This is a genomic window from Streptomyces sp. KL109B (genome assembly GCF_030766935.1).
In the GTDB taxonomy this organism is placed as follows: Bacteria; Actinomycetota; Actinomycetes; order Streptomycetales; family Streptomycetaceae; genus Streptomyces.
Map to the genome: position 1 here is coordinate 531,557 of NZ_JASERL010000001.1, position 15,788 is coordinate 547,344.

15 protein-coding genes are annotated in these 15,788 nt (G+C 73.5%); 10 read left to right on the forward strand and 5 right to left on the reverse strand.

From position 1 onward, the window contains the following. Nucleotides 1–43: 43 nt before the first annotated feature. The gene (locus RBJ65_RS02645) at nt 44–1,564 is read left to right on the forward strand and encodes an MFS transporter (protein ID WP_306320999.1); all 1,521 of its coding nucleotides are present in this window, start codon (nt 44–46) and stop codon (nt 1,562–1,564) included. Here the strand turns inward: RBJ65_RS02645 and infA are convergent. The 3 genes from infA to RBJ65_RS02660 all read right to left on the reverse strand — a co-directional run bounded on the left by infA (nt 1,512) and on the right by RBJ65_RS02660 (nt 4,199). After that, entirely contained in the window at nt 1,512–1,748 is a 237-nt protein-coding gene (infA, locus tag RBJ65_RS02650) for a translation initiation factor IF-1 (RefSeq protein WP_306321000.1), read from the reverse strand. The genes RBJ65_RS02645 and infA overlap by 53 nt on opposite strands. Further along, entirely contained in the window at nt 1,745–2,512 is a 768-nt protein-coding gene (locus tag RBJ65_RS02655; RefSeq protein WP_306321001.1) for an N-acetyltransferase, read from the reverse strand. Before RBJ65_RS02655 ends, infA begins: the two co-directional genes overlap by 4 nt. Nucleotides 2,513–2,759: 247 nt before the next feature. Further along, a complete protein-coding gene (locus tag RBJ65_RS02660) occupies nt 2,760–4,199 on the reverse strand; it encodes an NAD(P)H-hydrate dehydratase (RefSeq protein WP_306321002.1) in 1,440 nt (479 codons plus the stop codon). A 242-nt stretch (nt 4,200–4,441) separates the two neighbouring features. Here RBJ65_RS02660 and alr point away from each other — a divergent pair, with 242 nt between their 5' ends. The 4 genes from alr (at nt 4,442) to RBJ65_RS42050 (ending at nt 7,887) form a co-directional block, all read left to right on the forward strand. Further along, nucleotides 4,442–5,623, forward strand: coding sequence for an alanine racemase (gene alr, locus RBJ65_RS02665; protein WP_306321003.1), 1,182 nt, complete (start codon nt 4,442–4,444; stop codon nt 5,621–5,623). Nucleotides 5,624–5,747: 124 nt separating this feature from the next. Further along, nucleotides 5,748–6,989 (forward strand): alpha/beta fold hydrolase, encoded by a 1,242-nt coding sequence (locus RBJ65_RS02670; protein ID WP_306321004.1) that lies wholly within the window; start codon nt 5,748–5,750, stop codon nt 6,987–6,989. Continuing rightward, entirely contained in the window at nt 6,952–7,488 is a 537-nt protein-coding gene (tsaE, locus tag RBJ65_RS02675) for a tRNA (adenosine(37)-N6)-threonylcarbamoyltransferase complex ATPase subunit type 1 TsaE (RefSeq protein ID WP_306321005.1), read from the forward strand. The genes RBJ65_RS02670 and tsaE overlap by 38 nt, the downstream gene beginning before the upstream one ends. 177 nt (nt 7,489–7,665) lie before the next feature. Beyond that, entirely contained in the window at nt 7,666–7,887 is a 222-nt protein-coding gene (locus tag RBJ65_RS42050) for a hypothetical protein (protein ID WP_372341355.1), read from the forward strand. Nucleotides 7,888–7,943: 56 nt separating this feature from the next. Here RBJ65_RS42050 and RBJ65_RS02680 read toward each other — a convergent pair whose 3' ends face one another. Next, the gene (locus RBJ65_RS02680; protein ID WP_306321006.1) at nt 7,944–8,498 is read right to left on the reverse strand and encodes a hypothetical protein; all 555 of its coding nucleotides are present in this window, start codon (nt 8,496–8,498) and stop codon (nt 7,944–7,946) included. Between the two features lie 117 nt (nt 8,499–8,615). Between RBJ65_RS02680 and tsaB the strand changes: the two genes are divergently transcribed. From tsaB to RBJ65_RS02705, 5 genes are all read left to right on the forward strand, one after another. Continuing rightward, nucleotides 8,616–9,281 carry a tRNA (adenosine(37)-N6)-threonylcarbamoyltransferase complex dimerization subunit type 1 TsaB gene (gene tsaB, locus RBJ65_RS02685; RefSeq protein ID WP_306321007.1) on the forward strand — a complete coding sequence of 222 codons (666 nt, stop codon included), beginning with the start codon at nt 8,616–8,618 and terminating at the stop codon, nt 9,279–9,281. Nucleotides 9,282–9,307: 26 nt separating this feature from the next. After that, nucleotides 9,308–9,814 carry a ribosomal protein S18-alanine N-acetyltransferase gene (gene rimI, locus RBJ65_RS02690; protein WP_306321076.1) on the forward strand — a complete coding sequence of 169 codons (507 nt, stop codon included), beginning with the start codon at nt 9,308–9,310 and terminating at the stop codon, nt 9,812–9,814. Continuing rightward, the gene (gene tsaD, locus RBJ65_RS02695; RefSeq protein ID WP_306321008.1) at nt 9,807–10,904 is read left to right on the forward strand and encodes a tRNA (adenosine(37)-N6)-threonylcarbamoyltransferase complex transferase subunit TsaD; all 1,098 of its coding nucleotides are present in this window, start codon (nt 9,807–9,809) and stop codon (nt 10,902–10,904) included. Before rimI ends, tsaD begins: the two co-directional genes overlap by 8 nt. Further along, nucleotides 10,901–11,149, forward strand: coding sequence for a hypothetical protein (locus RBJ65_RS02700; protein ID WP_306321009.1), 249 nt, complete (start codon nt 10,901–10,903; stop codon nt 11,147–11,149). Before tsaD ends, RBJ65_RS02700 begins: the two co-directional genes overlap by 4 nt. 97 nt (nt 11,150–11,246) lie before the next feature. Beyond that, nucleotides 11,247–14,642 carry a hypothetical protein gene (locus RBJ65_RS02705; protein WP_306321010.1) on the forward strand — a complete coding sequence of 1,132 codons (3,396 nt, stop codon included), beginning with the start codon at nt 11,247–11,249 and terminating at the stop codon, nt 14,640–14,642. On the opposite strand, the gene RBJ65_RS02710 is transcribed toward RBJ65_RS02705, so the two are convergent. Next, the gene (locus RBJ65_RS02710; RefSeq protein WP_306321077.1) at nt 14,572–15,786 is read right to left on the reverse strand and encodes a methyltransferase domain-containing protein; all 1,215 of its coding nucleotides are present in this window, start codon (nt 15,784–15,786) and stop codon (nt 14,572–14,574) included. The two genes, RBJ65_RS02705 and RBJ65_RS02710, sit on opposite strands and share 71 nt — an antisense overlap. Nucleotides 15,787–15,788 lie beyond the last annotated feature (2 nt).

Below are 15,788 nucleotides of genomic sequence, written 5' to 3' on the forward strand. Positions count from 1 at the left end.
AACAGCGTTCGCGTAATGACGAACGACGGTCTACTGTGGAACGGTGTTCGTCAATCGCTCCGAAGGAGCACCCCAGTCGCTGCGCGCCGCGTGGATGGCGCTCGCCGGCCTGTCCGCCGTCTTCCTCTTCGAGATGCTCGACAACTCGATCCTCAACGTCGCGCTGCCCACCATCGGCCGCGAGCTCGGCGCCTCCACCGTCGCCCTGCAGTGGGTGACCGGCGCCTACACCGTCGTGTTCGGCGGGCTGATGCTGGTGTTCGGCGCGCTCGCCGACCGGGTCGGGCGGCGCCGGGTGATGCTCGTCGGCCTGGTGCTGCTCGGGCTCGCGAGCCTGGCGACCGCGTTCGTCACGAGTGCGTGGCAGCTCATCGCCGTACGCGCCGTGATGGGCGTCGCCGCCGCCATGACGACACCCGGCACCATGGCGCTCGCCTTCCGGCTCTTCGACACGGACGGCCTGCGGCTGCGGGCGGTCACGCTGATCTCGACCGTCGGGCTCGTCGGGATGGCGATCGGGCCGACCGTGAGCGGGTTCGTGCTCTCCTTCGCGCCCTGGCAGGTGCTGCTCCTGGTGAACGTGCCGGTCGCCGCGCTCGCGTACGTCGGCGTACGGGCGGGCATCGCGGCCGACCGCGAGGACGAGCTGCACCGGGATCCGGTGGACGTGCCGGGCGCGGTGCTCGGGACGGCCGCGATCGTGCTCGCGCTCCTCGCGCCGACGCTGTTCGTGAACCAGGGGGTCGGCGCGTGGCGGCCGTGGGCGGCGGTCGCGGGCGCCGTCGGCGCGGGCGCGCTGTTCGTGCGGCGCGAGCGGACGGCCGCGTATCCGCTGCTCGACCTGGGGCTCGTGGCCCGGCCGCTGGTCTCCAGCGGGCTCGCCTACAAGGCGGCGGCCGGGCTCGCGACCGCCGGGCTCGGCTACCTGGTCACGCTGCAGCTCCAGCTCGCCTGGGGCTGGTCGCCGGGGTTCGCGGCGCTCGGCATGCTGCCGCAGGTCGTGGTGCTGCTCGGGGCCGGTCCTTTCGTGAACCCGTTCGTGGAGCGCGTCGGGCACGCGCGCGCCGCGCTGCTCAGCTCCGTCGCCGTCGTCTCCGGACTCGCCGTGTACGGATTCCTGGGGCGGTTCGGCTATGTGTACGTGGCCGTGGCCCTCGCCCTGGTGGCCGCCGGGCTGCGGGTGGTCGGCGTCGTCGCCGGGCTCAACGTGCTGCGCGGGCTGCCCAAGGACCGGGCCTCGATCGGCTCGGCGCTCACCGACACCGTCACCGAGGTCTCGAACGGCGTCGGGCTCGCCGTCTCCGGCACGGTCCTCGCGGCGCTGTTCACCGGGAGCGTCGCGGCGTCCGACTGGAGCGCGGCGCAGGCCGCGCAGTTCCAGCGGGCGGCCACGGTCGGAGGGCTGGTCCTCACCGGCGTGGCGGCGGCGCTCGTGGGGTGGGGGATGGTCCGCGCGCGACGCTCCTCGACGAACGGCGGGCAGGCGCCGCGCACGGATGAGGTGGCCGGCCCTACGACCGGTAGCGGAACACGATCCGGCCCCGCGTCAGGTCGTACGGCGTGAGCTCCACCAGGACCCGGTCCGACAGCAGGATCTTGATGTAGTTCTTGCGGATCTTGCCGCTGACGTGCGCGAGCACCCGGTGTCCGTTGTCGAGCTCGACCGTGAACATGGCGCTGCGCAGGCACTCGACGACGGTGCCCTCGGTGTGCACGCCTCCGCTGTTCTGCTGCGTCGTCCTTGTCATCGGACCAGCTCCAGGGCGCGGTTCACGCGGCGCGCGCCGATGCCGTCGAACAGGGCGGTCGCGGCCGTGTTGGACTCGTCGACCTCGGCCGACGCCGTGCGCGTGCCGGAGCGGTGCAGGGTGTTCAGTACGTCGGCCAGGAGGGCCCGCGCGATACCGCGGCGCCGCGCGTCGGTACGGACCGCGAGCAGGCCGACGCGGCGGCGGCGGGTGGCCGTCGCCAGGCGCAGGAGGCCGAGGTAGCCGCCGTCGGGGGCCGCGGCCACGGTGTACTTCGCCGGGTCGAGGACCGTGCCGCCCGGTGGCAGCGGCCGTACTTCGGCGGGCATGGTGTGCCAGCCGGCCGCGGCCCCGACCTCGGCGCGGACGGTGCGGTCGAGGGCGCGCAGCGGGTCTTCGGCGGCTTGGCCGGCCGGGACGACGGTGACGCCCGCGGGCGGGCGCGCGGCGCCGAGGCCGGTGACGGCGGGGTCGGTGGGAATCTCGTACTCCCATTCGCTGCGGCCGACCGTGAAGCCGAACTGCCGCCATTTCGCGGCGAGTTCGATGTCGGTTTCGTCGACCACGGTGTGCAGCGGGCCCGGCAGGTCGCCGAGCAGGGTCTTGGCCAGGGCCGTGAACGCGGTGTCGTGCCAGGCGTCGACGCTGACGAAGAGGCGGCCGTCGGGGCGGTGGGCGGCGTGGCCGCGGCCGACCACCTCGTCGTCCTCCAGGGCGTGCCACTGGTTCTCCGCGACGCGGATGGTCGTGATGGTGATGGTCATCGGTGTCTCCTCTCGGGAGGCCCTCGATCGATCGTGAGATCTGAGATCTGAGATCTACGGGGCGCTCCCGGCGACACCTGCTGTCAGCCGCCGGACCGTGACGAGCCGAGGGAGCACCCATGGGTGACTGTGTACACGGGTCTCACCTCCCAGCTGTGACTGCACGGTCGTCGATGACGGTAGCAAGGGGGAGGGGGCCGGGCGTAGCGGTTTTCCGTGCGGTGCGGTCCGGCGGGGTGCGTGTCGGCTAGGGGGTTTCCGTGACGTCCTGCCAGGCGGCCCTCAGCGCGCCCGCCACGTCCTGCGCGGAGATCGGCGCGCCGTTCGCCGCGTGCCGGCCCGCGAGTCCGTGCAGATGGGCGCCGACGGAGGCCGCGTCCAGTGGGGCGAGGCCCGCCGCGAGCAGGGAGCCGGTCAGGCCGGAGAGGACGTCGCCGCTGCCGGCCGTGGCGAGCCAGGGGGTGCCGGTGGGGTTCACGCGGGCAGGGCGGGTCTCGTCCGGCGGCGAGATCAGGGTCGTCGAGCCCTTCAGGAGCACCGTCGCGGCGTAGCGGGCCGCCAACTCCCGTACGGATGCGAGTCGTTCGGCCTCGACCTGTTCGCGGGTCGCGCCGAGGAGTGCCGCCGCCTCCCCGGCGTGCGGGGTCAGGACCGTGGGCGCCGTGCGGGCCCGGACCGTCGCGGGGTCCGCGAGGCGCAGGCCGTCCGCGTCGACGAGGACCGGGACGTCGGATGCCAGGACGTCGTGCAGGCCGGAGGCGTCGTCGCCGAGCCCCGGGCCGATCACCCACGACTGCACGCGGCCCGCCCGCGCCGGTGGCCCGGCCGAGACGAGCGTCTCCGGGAAGCGGGCGAGGACCGCGTCCGCGGCCGGGCCCACGTAGCGCACCGCCCCGGCGCCGCCGTGCAGCGCGCCCGCCACCGCGAGGGTCGCGGCGCCGGGGTAGCGGGCCGAGCCGGCGACGATGCCGACGACGCCGCGGCGGTACTTGTCGCTCTCGCCGGTGGGTTCGGGCAGCAGGGTCGCCACGTCCGCGTACTGGAGGGCCTCCAACTCCGCCTCCGCCTCGGTGAGTTCGAGGCCGATGTCGACGAGGCGGAGGGCGCCCGCGTACGCGCGGGCCGGGTCGACGAGGAGGCCCGGCTTGTACGTGCCGAAGGTGACGGTCGCGTCCGCGCGTACGGCTTCGCCGTGGACCTCGCCGGTGTCGGCGTCGACGCCGCTCGGGAGGTCGACGGCTACGACGGGGCCGCGGGCGGCGTCGGCGAGTTCGGCGGCGCGGGGGCGCAGGCCGCCCTTGCCGCCGATGCCCACGATGCCGTCGACGACGAGGTCGGCGCGGCCCACGAGTTCCGTGGCGTGCTCGGTGTTCGCGTCGAGGAGTGTGCCGCCGGCGGAGCGGAGGGCGGCGAGGCCCTCCGGGTGGGCGCGTTCCGGGGAGAGCAGCAGCGCCGTGACGCCGGCGCCGCGGCGGGCGAGGCGGGCGCCCGCGTACAGGGCGTCGCCGCCGTTGTCGCCGGAGCCGATGAGGAGGGTGACGCGGGAGCCGTAGACCTTGCCGAGGAGGTCGGCGCAGGCGGCGGCGAGGCCGGCGGCGGCGCGTTGCATCAGCGCGCCTTCGGGCAGCCGCGCCATGAGGGCGCGCTCGGCGGACCTGACCGTCTCTACGTCGTGAGCGCATCGCATGCCATGAGTGTCCCGCAGGGGGTGGGGGCGGGGCAGGTCGACCGGGCCTACGTCGCGGGGCTCTGCCCCGGACCCCGCGCCTCAAGCGCCGGCGGGGCTGGAAGGTTGCGTCTCGATCGTCGGCGCGGCTTGAAAGATCGGGGCTCTGCCCCGGACCCCGCTGCTCAATCGCCGCAGGGGCTCTATGGGGATCGCCGCAGGGGGTCTATGGGTATCGCCCCCTCTGAGACACTTGGCTCACCATGAACGAGAACGTGACTGCCCCGCTTCGCGCCCGCGCCGAGATCGACCTGGCCGCGCTCAAGGACAACGTGAGGGCCCTGCGCGCACACGCGCCCGGCGCCGCGTTCATGGCCGTGGTGAAAGCGGACGCGTACGGGCACGGAATGATCCCCGTCGCGCGGGCCGCGAAGGAGGCGGGCGCCGAGTGGCTGGGGGCGGCCACCCCGGAGGAGGCGCTCGAACTGCGGGCGGCCGGGCTCACCGGGCGCGTCATGTGCTGGCTGTGGGTGCCGGGCGGCCCCTGGCGGGAGGCGATCGAGGCCGAACTCGACGTGTCCGTCAGTGGGATGTGGGCGCTGCGCGAGGTGGTCGACGCGGCGCGTGCGGCCGGGCGGGTCGCCCGCATCCAACTCAAGGCCGACACCGGGCTCGGGCGGAACGGATGCCTCCCCGGCGACTGGCCCGAACTCGTACGGGAGGCGCTCGCGGCGCAGGCCGGGGGGCTCGTGAACGTCACCGGGCTGTGGTCGCACTTCGCCTGCGCCGACGAGCCCGGGCACCCGTCCATCGCCGCGCAACTCGCCACCTTCCGGGACATGGTCGCGTACGCGGAAGGCGAGGGCGTCACCCCCGAAGTGCGGCACATCGCCAACTCGCCGGGCACGCTCACACTCCCCGAGACCCACTTCGACCTCGTCCGCCCCGGCATCGCCATGTACGGGATCTCCCCGAGCCCCGAGGTCGGCGCGCCCGGCGACTTCGGGCTTCGCCCCGTGATGACGCTCAAGGCGAATCTCGCGCTCGTGAAGCACGCTCCGGGTGGACTCGGGGTCAGTTACGGGCATCACTACGTCACACCGGGCGAGACGACCCTCGGCCTCGTCCCGCTCGGCTACGCGGACGGCATTCCGCGGCACGCCTCCGGAACCGGCCCCGTCCTGATCGGCGGCAAGCGGCGCACGATCGCGGGCCGGGTGGCCATGGACCAGTTCGTCGTCGACCTCGGCGGCGACGAGCCGGCCGCGGGCGACGAGGCGGTGCTGTTCGGACCCGGCGACGGCGGCGAGCCGACCGCCGAGGACTGGGCGGTCGCGGCGGGCACCATCGCGTACGAGATCGTGACGCGGATCGGTTCCCGCGTACCGCGCGTCTACGTAGGAGAGAACGGCGGCGGGGAGACCGGCGGCGACTCGCGGGCGTGACCAGCGTCACGGGTTGAGCGTCCACCGTCAGGACCGCCCGAGCCGCCACCATGTGAACCGTGAACGGGCCGGTGGAAACGGGAACTCGGTACCGGTACGGCACGGCGCGACAAGGGAGCGGCACGTGAGCGAGAGCAGCGCACAGGCCACGGCGGCCGTCACCGAGGCCGCGGCCTCCGGTAACTGGCGGCGGGCCGGCCTCGCGGGCGCCGCCATAGGCGTGGTCGCGGCCGGGGCCGCCGCGGGCGTCGCCATCGAGCGGCTCACCGTGGGCCGCGGCATGCGCAAGAAGGCACGGCTCGCCCTCGACGCCTCGGGCCCCTACGGAGCGCTGCGCGGCGTGCCGGGAAAGGCGTACGCCGAGGACGGCACCGAGCTGTACTACGAGGTCGAGGACGCGGACCCGGAGGCCGCCGGCGGCGGCGCGGGGGCGCGGCGGCGGCGCCTCTTCGGCCGCAAGGCCCCGGCGCCCGTCACCGTCGTCTTCAGCCACGGCTACTGCCTCAGCCAGGACTCCTGGCACTTCCAGCGCGCGGCCCTGCGGGGCGCGGTGCGGTGCGTGTACTGGGACCAGCGCAGTCACGGGCGGTCCGGGCGGGGCGCCGAGCAGGTCGAGGACGGGACCCCGGTCTCGATCGACCGGCTCGGCCGCGATCTGAAGGCCGTCATCGACGCGGCCGCGCCCGAGGGCCCGCTCGTCCTCGTCGGCCACTCCATGGGCGGCATGACCGTGATGGCGCTCGCCGACCAGTGCCCGGACCTCGTCCGCGAGCGGGTCATGGGTGTCGCCCTCGTCGGTACGTCGTCGGGGCGGCTCGGCGAGGTCAACTACGGGCTGCCGGTGGCCGGGGTGAACGCGGTGCGGCGCGTGCTGCCCGGCGTACTGAGGGCGCTCGGGCAGCGGGCGGAGCTTGTGGAGAAGGGGCGGCGGGCCACGGCCGACCTGTTCGCCGGGATCATCAAGCGGTACTCGTTCGCCTCGCGGGACGTCGACCCGGCGGTCGCGCGGTTCGCCGAGCGGATGATCGAGGGGACGCCGATCGACGTGGTCGCCGAGTTCTACCCGGCGTTCGACGACCACGACAAGGCGGACGCCCTGGCGTACTTCGCCGACCTGCCCGTGCTCGTCCTCGCGGGCGAGCACGACCTGGTCACGCCGAGCGATCACAGCGAGGCGATCGCGGGGCTGCTCCCGGAGGCCGAGTTCGTGCTGGTGCCGGACGCCGGGCACCTCGTGATGCTGGAGCACCCGGAGGTCGTGACGGACCGTCTCGCGGATCTGCTGGTGCGTGCGGGGGCCGTGCCCACAGCCGCTACCGTGGGGATTTATGGAGACACCGGCAGCACCGCACAGCCCGGCGGCTGAGTCCGCCACCCCCGTCACGACCGTTACCGTCACCGTCAACTCACCTGACGAGATGCGGGAGTTGGGGCTCGCCCTGGCCAAACGGCTGCGCCCCGGCGACCTCGTGATGCTCACCGGCGAGCTGGGCGCGGGCAAGACGACGCTGACCCGCGGGCTCGGCGAGGGCATGGGCGTACGCGGCGCGGTGACCTCGCCGACGTTCGTGATCGCCCGGGTGCATCCGCCGCTCGGCGAGGGGCCCGCGCTGGTGCACGTCGACGCGTACCGGCTCGGGGGCGGGCTCGACGAGATGGAGGACCTCGACCTCGACGTCTCGCTGCCCGATTCCGTGGTCGTCGTGGAGTGGGGCGACGGCAAGGTCGAGGAGCTCGCCGACGACCGGCTGCACGTGATCATCGACCGGGCCACGGGCGACACGACGGACGAGGTCAGGGTCGTGACGCTGAACGGCATCGGGGAGCGGTGGGCCGGGGCGGACCTGGGGTCGCTCGCGGGCTGAGCCCGTGTCCCGTACCTGTCCCGCACCCGTCCCGTACCCGTCCCGCACCCACTCGTACGTATCCCGACAGGGCGTCGGCAAATTCTTGCGCGGCGTGGCTTCGGCGTGTTCACATGGAGGCCGGTACTGGTTAGGTCTACCTAACCAGGTCCCCTCGAACGCCGCCGGGAGGCATCCATGTCGACTTCGGAACGTGAAGGTGTGCGCGCAGTGTCGATGCGGGATCTTTTGGCGTCGTGTGCGGCGGCGCGAGCCGTTTCCGTTCCGCCGGCCGCGCCGCGGCGGGGTGGCGAATCGTCGTTGCGCCGCGACGGTGTCGCGGACCCGGGGCGCTGCCCCGGACCCCGCTCCTCAAACGCCGGAGGGGCTGGATTTACCGGGACCGCCGGAGGGGCTTGATTTACCGGGACCGCCGGAGGGGCTGGATTTACCGGGACCGGTGGTGGGGGGCGGTGTTACTTGACGACGACGACCTTCGCGCCGATCGTCGCGAACTGCCACATCTCGTTCGCGGCCTTGCGGGACTCGCGGATGCCGCCGGTCTGCTTTCCGGGGTCGGGCGCGGCCGTCGAGCCGTCGACGGCGGCGCTGAAGCCGATCGCCACGCCGTTGGTGGTGGCGAAGCGGACCACGTGCTCGATCGGGACGCCGTCGGTGCCGGTGACCGAGCCGGAGCGGGAGGTCACCGAGTAGGCGCCCGGGGCCGGGTCCACCGTGCCGGGCGTGACCTCGAACGTCGTCTTCGTCCTGTTGCCCGAGCCGACCAGCCAGACACGGTTCTCGCCCAGCGAGTACACGACGCGCTCGCCCTTGCCGGAGCCGGCGGGCAGCGCCTTCGGGTCGGTCGTCTTCTGGGGCGTCTTGGACGCCGAGGCGGAGGGCGAGGACCCCGACTTCTTCTCGGCGAGGTCGTCGGGCGCGCTCGCCGACGCCTGGTAGGCGAGGAAGCCGACCACGACGAGCGCCCCCGCCGTGAGCGCGGTCACGAATCCGGTGCTGCTCCGTGCCACCAGGTGCCTGCCTCTCAAGTACGAACTTCAGAGTGACGGTAGCAGTCGAGGCCCGGCCGACCGGCCTTGCCGGGAAGTACGGACGTGTCCGCCTTCCGGTGGTCGTAGGCTGTTCGCGTGCTGTTGCTCGCTCTGGATACCGCCACCCCCGCCGTCACCGTCGCCCTGCACGACGGGACATCCGTCGTAGCCGAGTCGAGCCAGGTGGACGCTCGCAGACACGGGGAGCTGCTGCTGCCCGCCGTCGACCGAGTGCTCGCCGAGGCCGGCGCCCGGCTCGACGCCGTCACCGGGATCGTCGTGGGCGTCGGCCCCGGCCCCTACACGGGACTGCGGGTCGGCCTGATGACCGCCGACACGTTCGGACTCGCGCTCGGGGTGCCCGTGCACGGACTGTGCACGCTGGACGGCCTCGCGTACGAGGCCCGCGACGCCCTGGACGGGGCAGGCCCCTTCGTCGTCGCCACCGACGCCCGGCGCAAGGAGGTGTACTGGGCGCGGTACGAGAACGCGCGCACGCGCGTCACCGAGGCCGCCGTCGACCGGCCCGCCGACATCGCCGAGGCCGTCGCCGGGCTGCCCGCCGTGGGCCAGGGCGCGCGGCTGTACCCGGACACCTTCCCGGACGCGCGCGGCCCCGAGAACGTATCGGCCGCCGCGCTCGCCGCCCTGGCCGCCGAGAAGCTGGCCGCGGGGGAGGAGCTGCTCGAACCGCGGCCGCTCTACCTGCGCCGCCCCGACGCGCAGGTCCCCAAGAACTACAAGGTGGTCACCCCCAAGTGACCGCCGTGGACGCATCGTTGCGCGAAATGCGCTGGTGGGACATCGACCCCGTCCTCGTACTGGAGAAGGAGCTCTTCCCGGACGACGCCTGGTCGCGCGGCATGTTCTGGTCCGAGCTCGCGCACGCGCGCGGCGTCGGTTCGACGCGGCGGTACGTCGTCGCGTACGACGCCGACGAGCGGCTCGTCGGATACGGCGGGGTCGCCGCCTCCGGGGACCTCGCCGACATCCAGACCATCGCCGTCGCCCGCGACCACTGGGGCACCGGGCTCGGCGCCGCGCTGCTCACCGAACTCCTGCGGCACGCCACCGCCTTCGAGGTCGACCAGGTGATGCTCGAAGTGCGCGTCGACAACACGCGGGCGCAGAAGCTGTACGAGCGCTTCGGCTTCGAGCCGATCGGCTTCCGGCGCGGCTACTACCAGCCCGGCAACGTGGACGCGCTCGTCATGCGCTTCACCACCACGCAAGAGACACCCACGGTGCAAGAGACACCGGCGCAAGAGACAGAAGAGAAGAACAACCATGGCTGACGAACCGCTCGTCCTCGGCATCGAGACCTCCTGCGACGAGACCGGCGTCGGCATCGTCCGCGGCACCACCCTGCTCGCCGACGCCGTCGCCTCCAGCGTCGACGAACACGCCCGCTTCGGCGGCGTCGTCCCCGAGGTCGCGTCCCGTGCACACCTGGAGGCGATGGTCCCCACCATCCAGCGCGCCCTGAAGGACGCGGGCATCACGGCGAAGGACCTCGACGGCATCTCCGTGACGGCCGGGCCCGGCCTCGCGGGCGCGCTGCTCGTCGGCGTGAGCGCCGCCAAGGCGTACGCGTACGCGCTCGACAAGCCGCTGTACGGCGTCAACCACCTCGCCTCGCACATCTGCGTCGACCAGCTGGAGCACGGCACGCTGCCCGAGCCGACGATGGCGCTGCTGGTCTCCGGCGGCCACTCCTCGCTCCTCCTGTCCACCGACATCACCTCCGACGTACGTCCCCTGGGCGCGACGATCGACGACGCGGCGGGCGAGGCCTTCGACAAGATCGCGCGCGTGCTCAACCTCGGCTTCCCGGGCGGTCCCGTCATCGACCGGTACGCGAAGGAGGGCGACCCGAACGCGATCTCCTTCCCGCGCGGCCTCACCGGCCCCCGTGACCCCGCGTACGACTTCTCCTTCTCCGGCCTGAAGACCGCCGTGGCGCGCTGGATCGAGGCCAAGCGGGCGGCCGGGGAGGACGTGCCGGTGCGCGACGTGTCGGCGTCGTTCCAGGAGGCCGTCGTCGACGTCCTGACCCGCAAGGCCGTGCGGGCCTGCAAGGACCAGGGCGTCGACCACTTGATGATCGGTGGCGGTGTCGCGGCCAACTCCCGGCTCCGCGCCCTCGCCGAGGAGCGCTGCGAGCGGGCCGGGATCCGGCTGCGCGTGCCGCGCCCCAAGCTGTGCACGGACAACGGCGCGATGGTCGCCGCGCTCGGCGCCGAGATGGTGGCCCGCAACCGGACCCCGTCCTCCTGGGACCTCCCGGCGGACTCCTCCCTCCCGGTCACCGAGCCGCACGTCCCCGGCCACAGCCACGACCACGACCACGTGCACGAGGTCAGCAAGGAGAACCTGTACTCATGACGGTCGCCCTGATGTGGGAGGCCCGCGCCGTCGACGGCCGCGGCGAGGAGCTGCTGACCTGGGCGAAGGGACAGGCCCTCGACCCGGCCCCCGAGCGCCGCGAGACGTTCCGCGCCCCGCAGGACCGGGTCCTCGTCATTACGTGGTGGGACGCCCCGTACGACGCCGACCTCCCGGAACTCCCGGAGCCGGACGGCGAGTTGGTGACGCGGGCGGTGCACCGGTGGCGGTTCGAGGCGGCGTAGGGGCGGTCCGGGCCGCCCTCGGGGCGGATGCGTAGGCGGCCTTTCCACATGTGTCCGCGCGGGTGCCGGGTCCTGCGCGGGTGGCCACAATGGTGCCGTGCTACGGGGGCCGTCCGCACGCGCACGCGCGCATCGACGCCTCGCCCGCGACGCGCTGCTGGCGACCGTCGCCGTCGTCACGCTCGGTCTCGGCGGATGGATGTTGGCGGGCGGTGACGCGGGCCAACTCTCCTCGATCACCTCGCTGTTCGTGGGCCTCGCCGCTCTGGCCCTCGCCGTGGCGGACTTCTTCCGTGCGGAACCGCTGCCGCCCGACCCGGCCGCGTACGCCGACGACCTGGCCCGCAATGTACGGATCCAGTGGCTGGACGAGGCCGAGGCCCGGCGGCTGCGCGACCCCGGAGTGCTGCCGCTCGCCTGGGCGGAGACGGACCGCCCCGTCGCCGACCGGCCCGCCGCGGGCCCCGGCGGGCAGACGTCGCGGCGCCGCCTCGACGGGCGCATACGGCGACGCTTCTCCGACGCCATGGCCCAACTGGCCTCCGGATACGGCAGGTTGACGGACGGGCGGCTGGTCGTCATCGGTGAGCCGGGGGCGGGCAAGACCGTGCTCGCGATGCTGCTCACCCTGGGTCTGCTCGACGCGCGCACACCGGGCGCCCCGGTGCCGGTGCTGCTGCCCGTCTCCTCCTGGGACCCGGTGTGCGAACGCCTCGACGACTGGATCGTCCGCACCCTCGCCGTCCCGTACTACGGCGGCCGTCCCGAGATCCCCCGCGCGCTGCTCACGCACGGTCTGCTGCTGCCCGTGCTCGACGGGCTCGACGAGATCCCCGAGACGGCGCGGCGCGGCGCCGTCCAGGGCATCAACCAGGGGATCGGCACGGACCGGCCCGTCGTCGTGACCTGCCGGGCCGTCGAGTACGAGGAGCTGATCGAGGGCGGCGCGCCCCGGTTGCGACGGGCACCGGTCGTCGAGGTGCTGCCCCTGCGCCCCCGGGACGTCATCGCGCACCTGCGAGAGGACCGGGGTCCGGGCCCGACGCCTTGGGAGGCGGTCTTCGACCACCTGGAACGCTTCCCGCACGGCCCGCTCGGCCAGGCACTGTCCACGCCGCTGATGGTGACGACCGCGCAGCTCGTGTACCACGCCGACGGAGACCCCGGGGAACTCCTCGACACCACGCGCTTCGACTGCCGGTACGCAGTCGAGGACCACCTCACGCACCGGCTCCTCGACGCGGCGTACGCGGATTCGTCGGAGCGGGGACCCGCGCGGTGGGACGCCGGGCGGGCGCGGCGGTGGCTGACGTTCCTGGCGCGGTATCTGCACGAGCACCGGGAACGCGACCTGGAGTGGTGGCGGCTGAGCGGGCGGGTGCTGCCGGTGTGGGCGGGGCTGTTGCAGGGGGTGGGGTTCGGGCTCGTACTGGGCGGGATCATCGCCGTATGGCTGGTGCTGACCGAGGGCCTCGAGGGGAGTGCTGTCCTGGGCTGGATGATGTACAGCCTCGCCTTCGGGCTCGTCCCCGCCGTCATCTGGTACGTGATGCAGGAGGCGCGGCCGGGACGGCTCGTCTGGTCGCTGCGCGGGGCGGGGCAACGACTTCGGCGCGAGTTCCTGCGCGGAGTCGTGCTGTGCGCCTGGGTGGTGGGGCCGGTGGCCTTCGGGACGACGCTGTTCGACCTGCTGTCGCGGCACACGGTCTCCTCCTGGCGGTCGAGCGCGGAGGCATGGGTGACGCTGCTGACGCTGTGCCTCGCCCTGTGTCTCGTCGTCGGGCTCGCCCTCGCCGTGCACGCCTGGTTCAACGCGCCCCCGTCCAGGGCGACCCGGGTCAGCCCGCGCAACTCCCTTGCGCAGGACCGGATGTCGTCCCTCTTCGGGGCGCTGCTCTCCGGCGTGGTGGTGGGCGGGCTCGGGGCGTTCGGCCTCGTGGCCGGGCTGACGGCGGGAGGGCTCGTCTTCCGGTGGGTGTCCGGCTGGCCCGGCTGGCCCGCGCACGGCGAGGAGGGCGACTACCTCCGGTACGCATGGTCGATGACGGACCGCCAATACGGCCCCGGCAAGCTGGGGATGGGGGCGACGTTCCTGCTGCCGGGGCTGCTGTTCGCCTACATCGTTCTGCTGTCGCGCGCGTGGCCCCGTTTCCTCGGCAGCCGACTGTGGCTCGCGCTCCGTGGCGATGTGCCCTGGCGGCTGTTCGCGTTCCTCGCCGACGCGCGCGGCAGGGGCATCCTCCGGCAGTCCGGCAGCGCGTACCAGTTCCGGCACATCCGCCTTCAGGAAGCGCTCGCGGGCGCGCCCACGTATCCGGCGACGGGCGGCGGCGACCGGACGGCGGCGCGCGCCGTGCGGCGTCGGGCGGTGCTCACGGCGGGGGCCGCCGCGGCGATCGCCGGCGGCGGATTCCTGTGGACGCGGCGCTGGGACGAGAGCGTGGCGGTCTTCTCCACTCCGGACGGGACGACCGCCAGTGCGGTCGCCATGCGGCCGAGGTCGACGGGGCTGGTCTGGGGAGACTCGAACGGGCGGCTGTGGGCGAGGAACGGACGAGGAGAGCGGCTGCCCGCACTCCCGGGGTGGGAGGGATACGACACGGGGGCCGGGGTCTTGTCGATGGCGTTCAGCCGGAACGGAACGAGGCTTGCCGTGGGGTGCGAGGAGGGCCTGCTGCTGTGGCCGGGTGCCACCCGATCCTTCATCAAGAGCGCGAGCGCGCCCCGCTTCCAACTGGACTTCAGCCCGTCGGGACGCTACGTGGCGGGTTTCCCCAGGGACAGCGACGACGCCTCCATGCAGAGCGGCGACTTCTCCGTGTGGCAAGTGACCGGCGAGAGGGCCGGACTCGTCCGGCGTGGGGAGCCCGGACGGGAGGGCGACTCGGAGGCCTCGGTCCCCGGGGCCGCGCTGGCCTTTCTCCCCGACGGCGATCTGCTCGCGCTGAGAGGCGACCGCGGCCGGATCGTGCGGTACCGGTCGCCCGAATTCACGGGGCGCGGCGGCCGGAGCGAGCGCGTCGGGGGCGGGATCAAGGGCGGCGCGGGGGCGGTGTTCAGCCGCGGCGGTGACCTCCTGTACGTGGTCTCCGGGCGGGAGGAGGGCGCTCTCTGGCGCCGGGACGGAGGCGGGACCTGGCTCAGAGAGGACGAGGCCGAGATCCCCACTGCCTACGTGCTCGCCTTCGGCCGGGCGGGGCGTCTCATGGCTCTTGCCGCGTGGAGCGAGAACCAGGACCCCTGGGCCTCCGACGGATACCCCACCCTGGAACTGTGGTCCACCGACCCCGGCGAAGTGCGCTGCGTCAAGAAACTCCGCGGCCACGAGGAGCCCGTCAACTGCATCGACTTCAGCTCGGACGGCCGCTACGTGGCCACGGCTTCGGAGGACGGCACCGTACGCCTCTGGGACCTCCAGGACCTCAACGTGCCCCGCCGGCCGCCCCCACGGGCGCGCCGACCAGCATCGTCGGCGCCCCCGCGACCCGCGTGAGGAACACCGTCGTCGCCACCTTCCCGTACGGCTTCGGCATCACCTTCCGCCGCAACTCCTCCGGCTCGACGGCCGACCCCCGCTTCTTGACGGTCAGCACCCCGACCTCCCGCTGCCGCAGCAGGGCCTTCAACTTCTTCACGTTGAACGGGAGTTGATCGGTGATCTCGTACGCGTCCGCGTACGGCGTCGGCCGCAACTCGTCCCCCGTCACATACGCGATCGTCTCGTCGACGAGCCCGCCCCCGACCTCCTCCGCCACCTCGGCGACCAGATGCGCCCGGATGACCGCGCCGTCGGGCTCGTACAAATACCGCCCGACGGGCCGCACTTCGGGATCCGGCAGCCCCCGCCCCACAAGCCCCCGCGCCCCCGGCAGCAACGTCGCCCGCATCCTCCCCGGCTCCGTCCCGAACCACAGCACCGCCTCCTTCACATCGCCCCCGTCCGAGATCCACTCGGCGTCGGCCTCGGCCGGAATCGCCTCGTGCGGGATGCCGGGCGCGATCTTCAGCGCGGCGCGCGGCGCCTTGAACGCGGCGGACACGGCCCAGGACAGGGGAGGGGAGTAGGCCTCGGGATCGAAGACGCGGCCCCGCCCACCGCGCCGCGCCGGATCCACGAACACCGCGTCGTACGCGTCCGTGTCCACCTCGGTCACATCCGCCTCGCGCACCTCGACGAGTCCGGCGAGCCCGAGCGCCTCGGCGTTCGCCCGCGCCGCCGCGCACGTCAACGGGTCCCGGTCGACGGCGAGCACCCGGATCCCCGCGCGGGCCAGCGCGATCGCGTCGCCGCCGATGCCGCAGCACAGGTCGGCGACGGACCGTACGCCGAGGTCCTTGAAGGACGCGGCGCGGTACGTCGCCACGCTCGCCCGCGTCGACTGCTCCACGCCGTTGGGCGTGAAGTACATCCGCGCCGCGTCCTCGGCCCCGAACTTCGCCACGGCCCGCTGCCGCAGCCGCGCCTGGGCCAGCGCCGCCGAGACCAGCTCGGCCGGGTGCTCGCGACGCAGCCTCGTGGCGAGCGCGAGTTCCTGGGACGGGTCGTGGTCCCGGAGTTCGTCGAGCAGGGCCTGACCCTCCGGGGTCAGGAGGGCGGAGAAGGCGTCGGGCGAAGGGGAGGTGCTCACCCGCCCCATTG

What these genes read in the sequence shown, in the direction of transcription:
- tsaE (WP_306321005.1), top strand. Translation starts at nt 6,952, where the DNA reads ATGGAGACACCGGCAGCACCGCACAGCCCGGCGGCTGAGTCCGCCACC.
- RBJ65_RS02660 (WP_306321002.1), bottom strand. Translation starts at nt 4,199, where the DNA reads ATGCGATGCGCTCACGACGTAGAGACGGTCAGGTCCGCCGAGCGCGCC.
- RBJ65_RS02655 (WP_306321001.1), bottom strand. Translation starts at nt 2,512, where the DNA reads ATGACCATCACCATCACGACCATCCGCGTCGCGGAGAACCAGTGGCAC.
- RBJ65_RS42050 (WP_372341355.1), top strand. Translation starts at nt 7,666, where the DNA reads ATGTCGACTTCGGAACGTGAAGGTGTGCGCGCAGTGTCGATGCGGGAT.
- tsaD (WP_306321008.1), top strand. Translation starts at nt 9,807, where the DNA reads ATGGCTGACGAACCGCTCGTCCTCGGCATCGAGACCTCCTGCGACGAG.
- rimI (WP_306321076.1), top strand. Translation starts at nt 9,308, where the DNA reads ATGCGCTGGTGGGACATCGACCCCGTCCTCGTACTGGAGAAGGAGCTC.
- RBJ65_RS02710 (WP_306321077.1), bottom strand. Translation starts at nt 15,786, where the DNA reads ATGGGGCGGGTGAGCACCTCCCCTTCGCCCGACGCCTTCTCCGCCCTC.
- infA (WP_306321000.1), bottom strand. Translation starts at nt 1,748, where the DNA reads ATGACAAGGACGACGCAGCAGAACAGCGGAGGCGTGCACACCGAGGGC.
- RBJ65_RS02700 (WP_306321009.1), top strand. Translation starts at nt 10,901, where the DNA reads ATGACGGTCGCCCTGATGTGGGAGGCCCGCGCCGTCGACGGCCGCGGC.
- alr (WP_306321003.1), top strand. Translation starts at nt 4,442, where the DNA reads ATGAACGAGAACGTGACTGCCCCGCTTCGCGCCCGCGCCGAGATCGAC.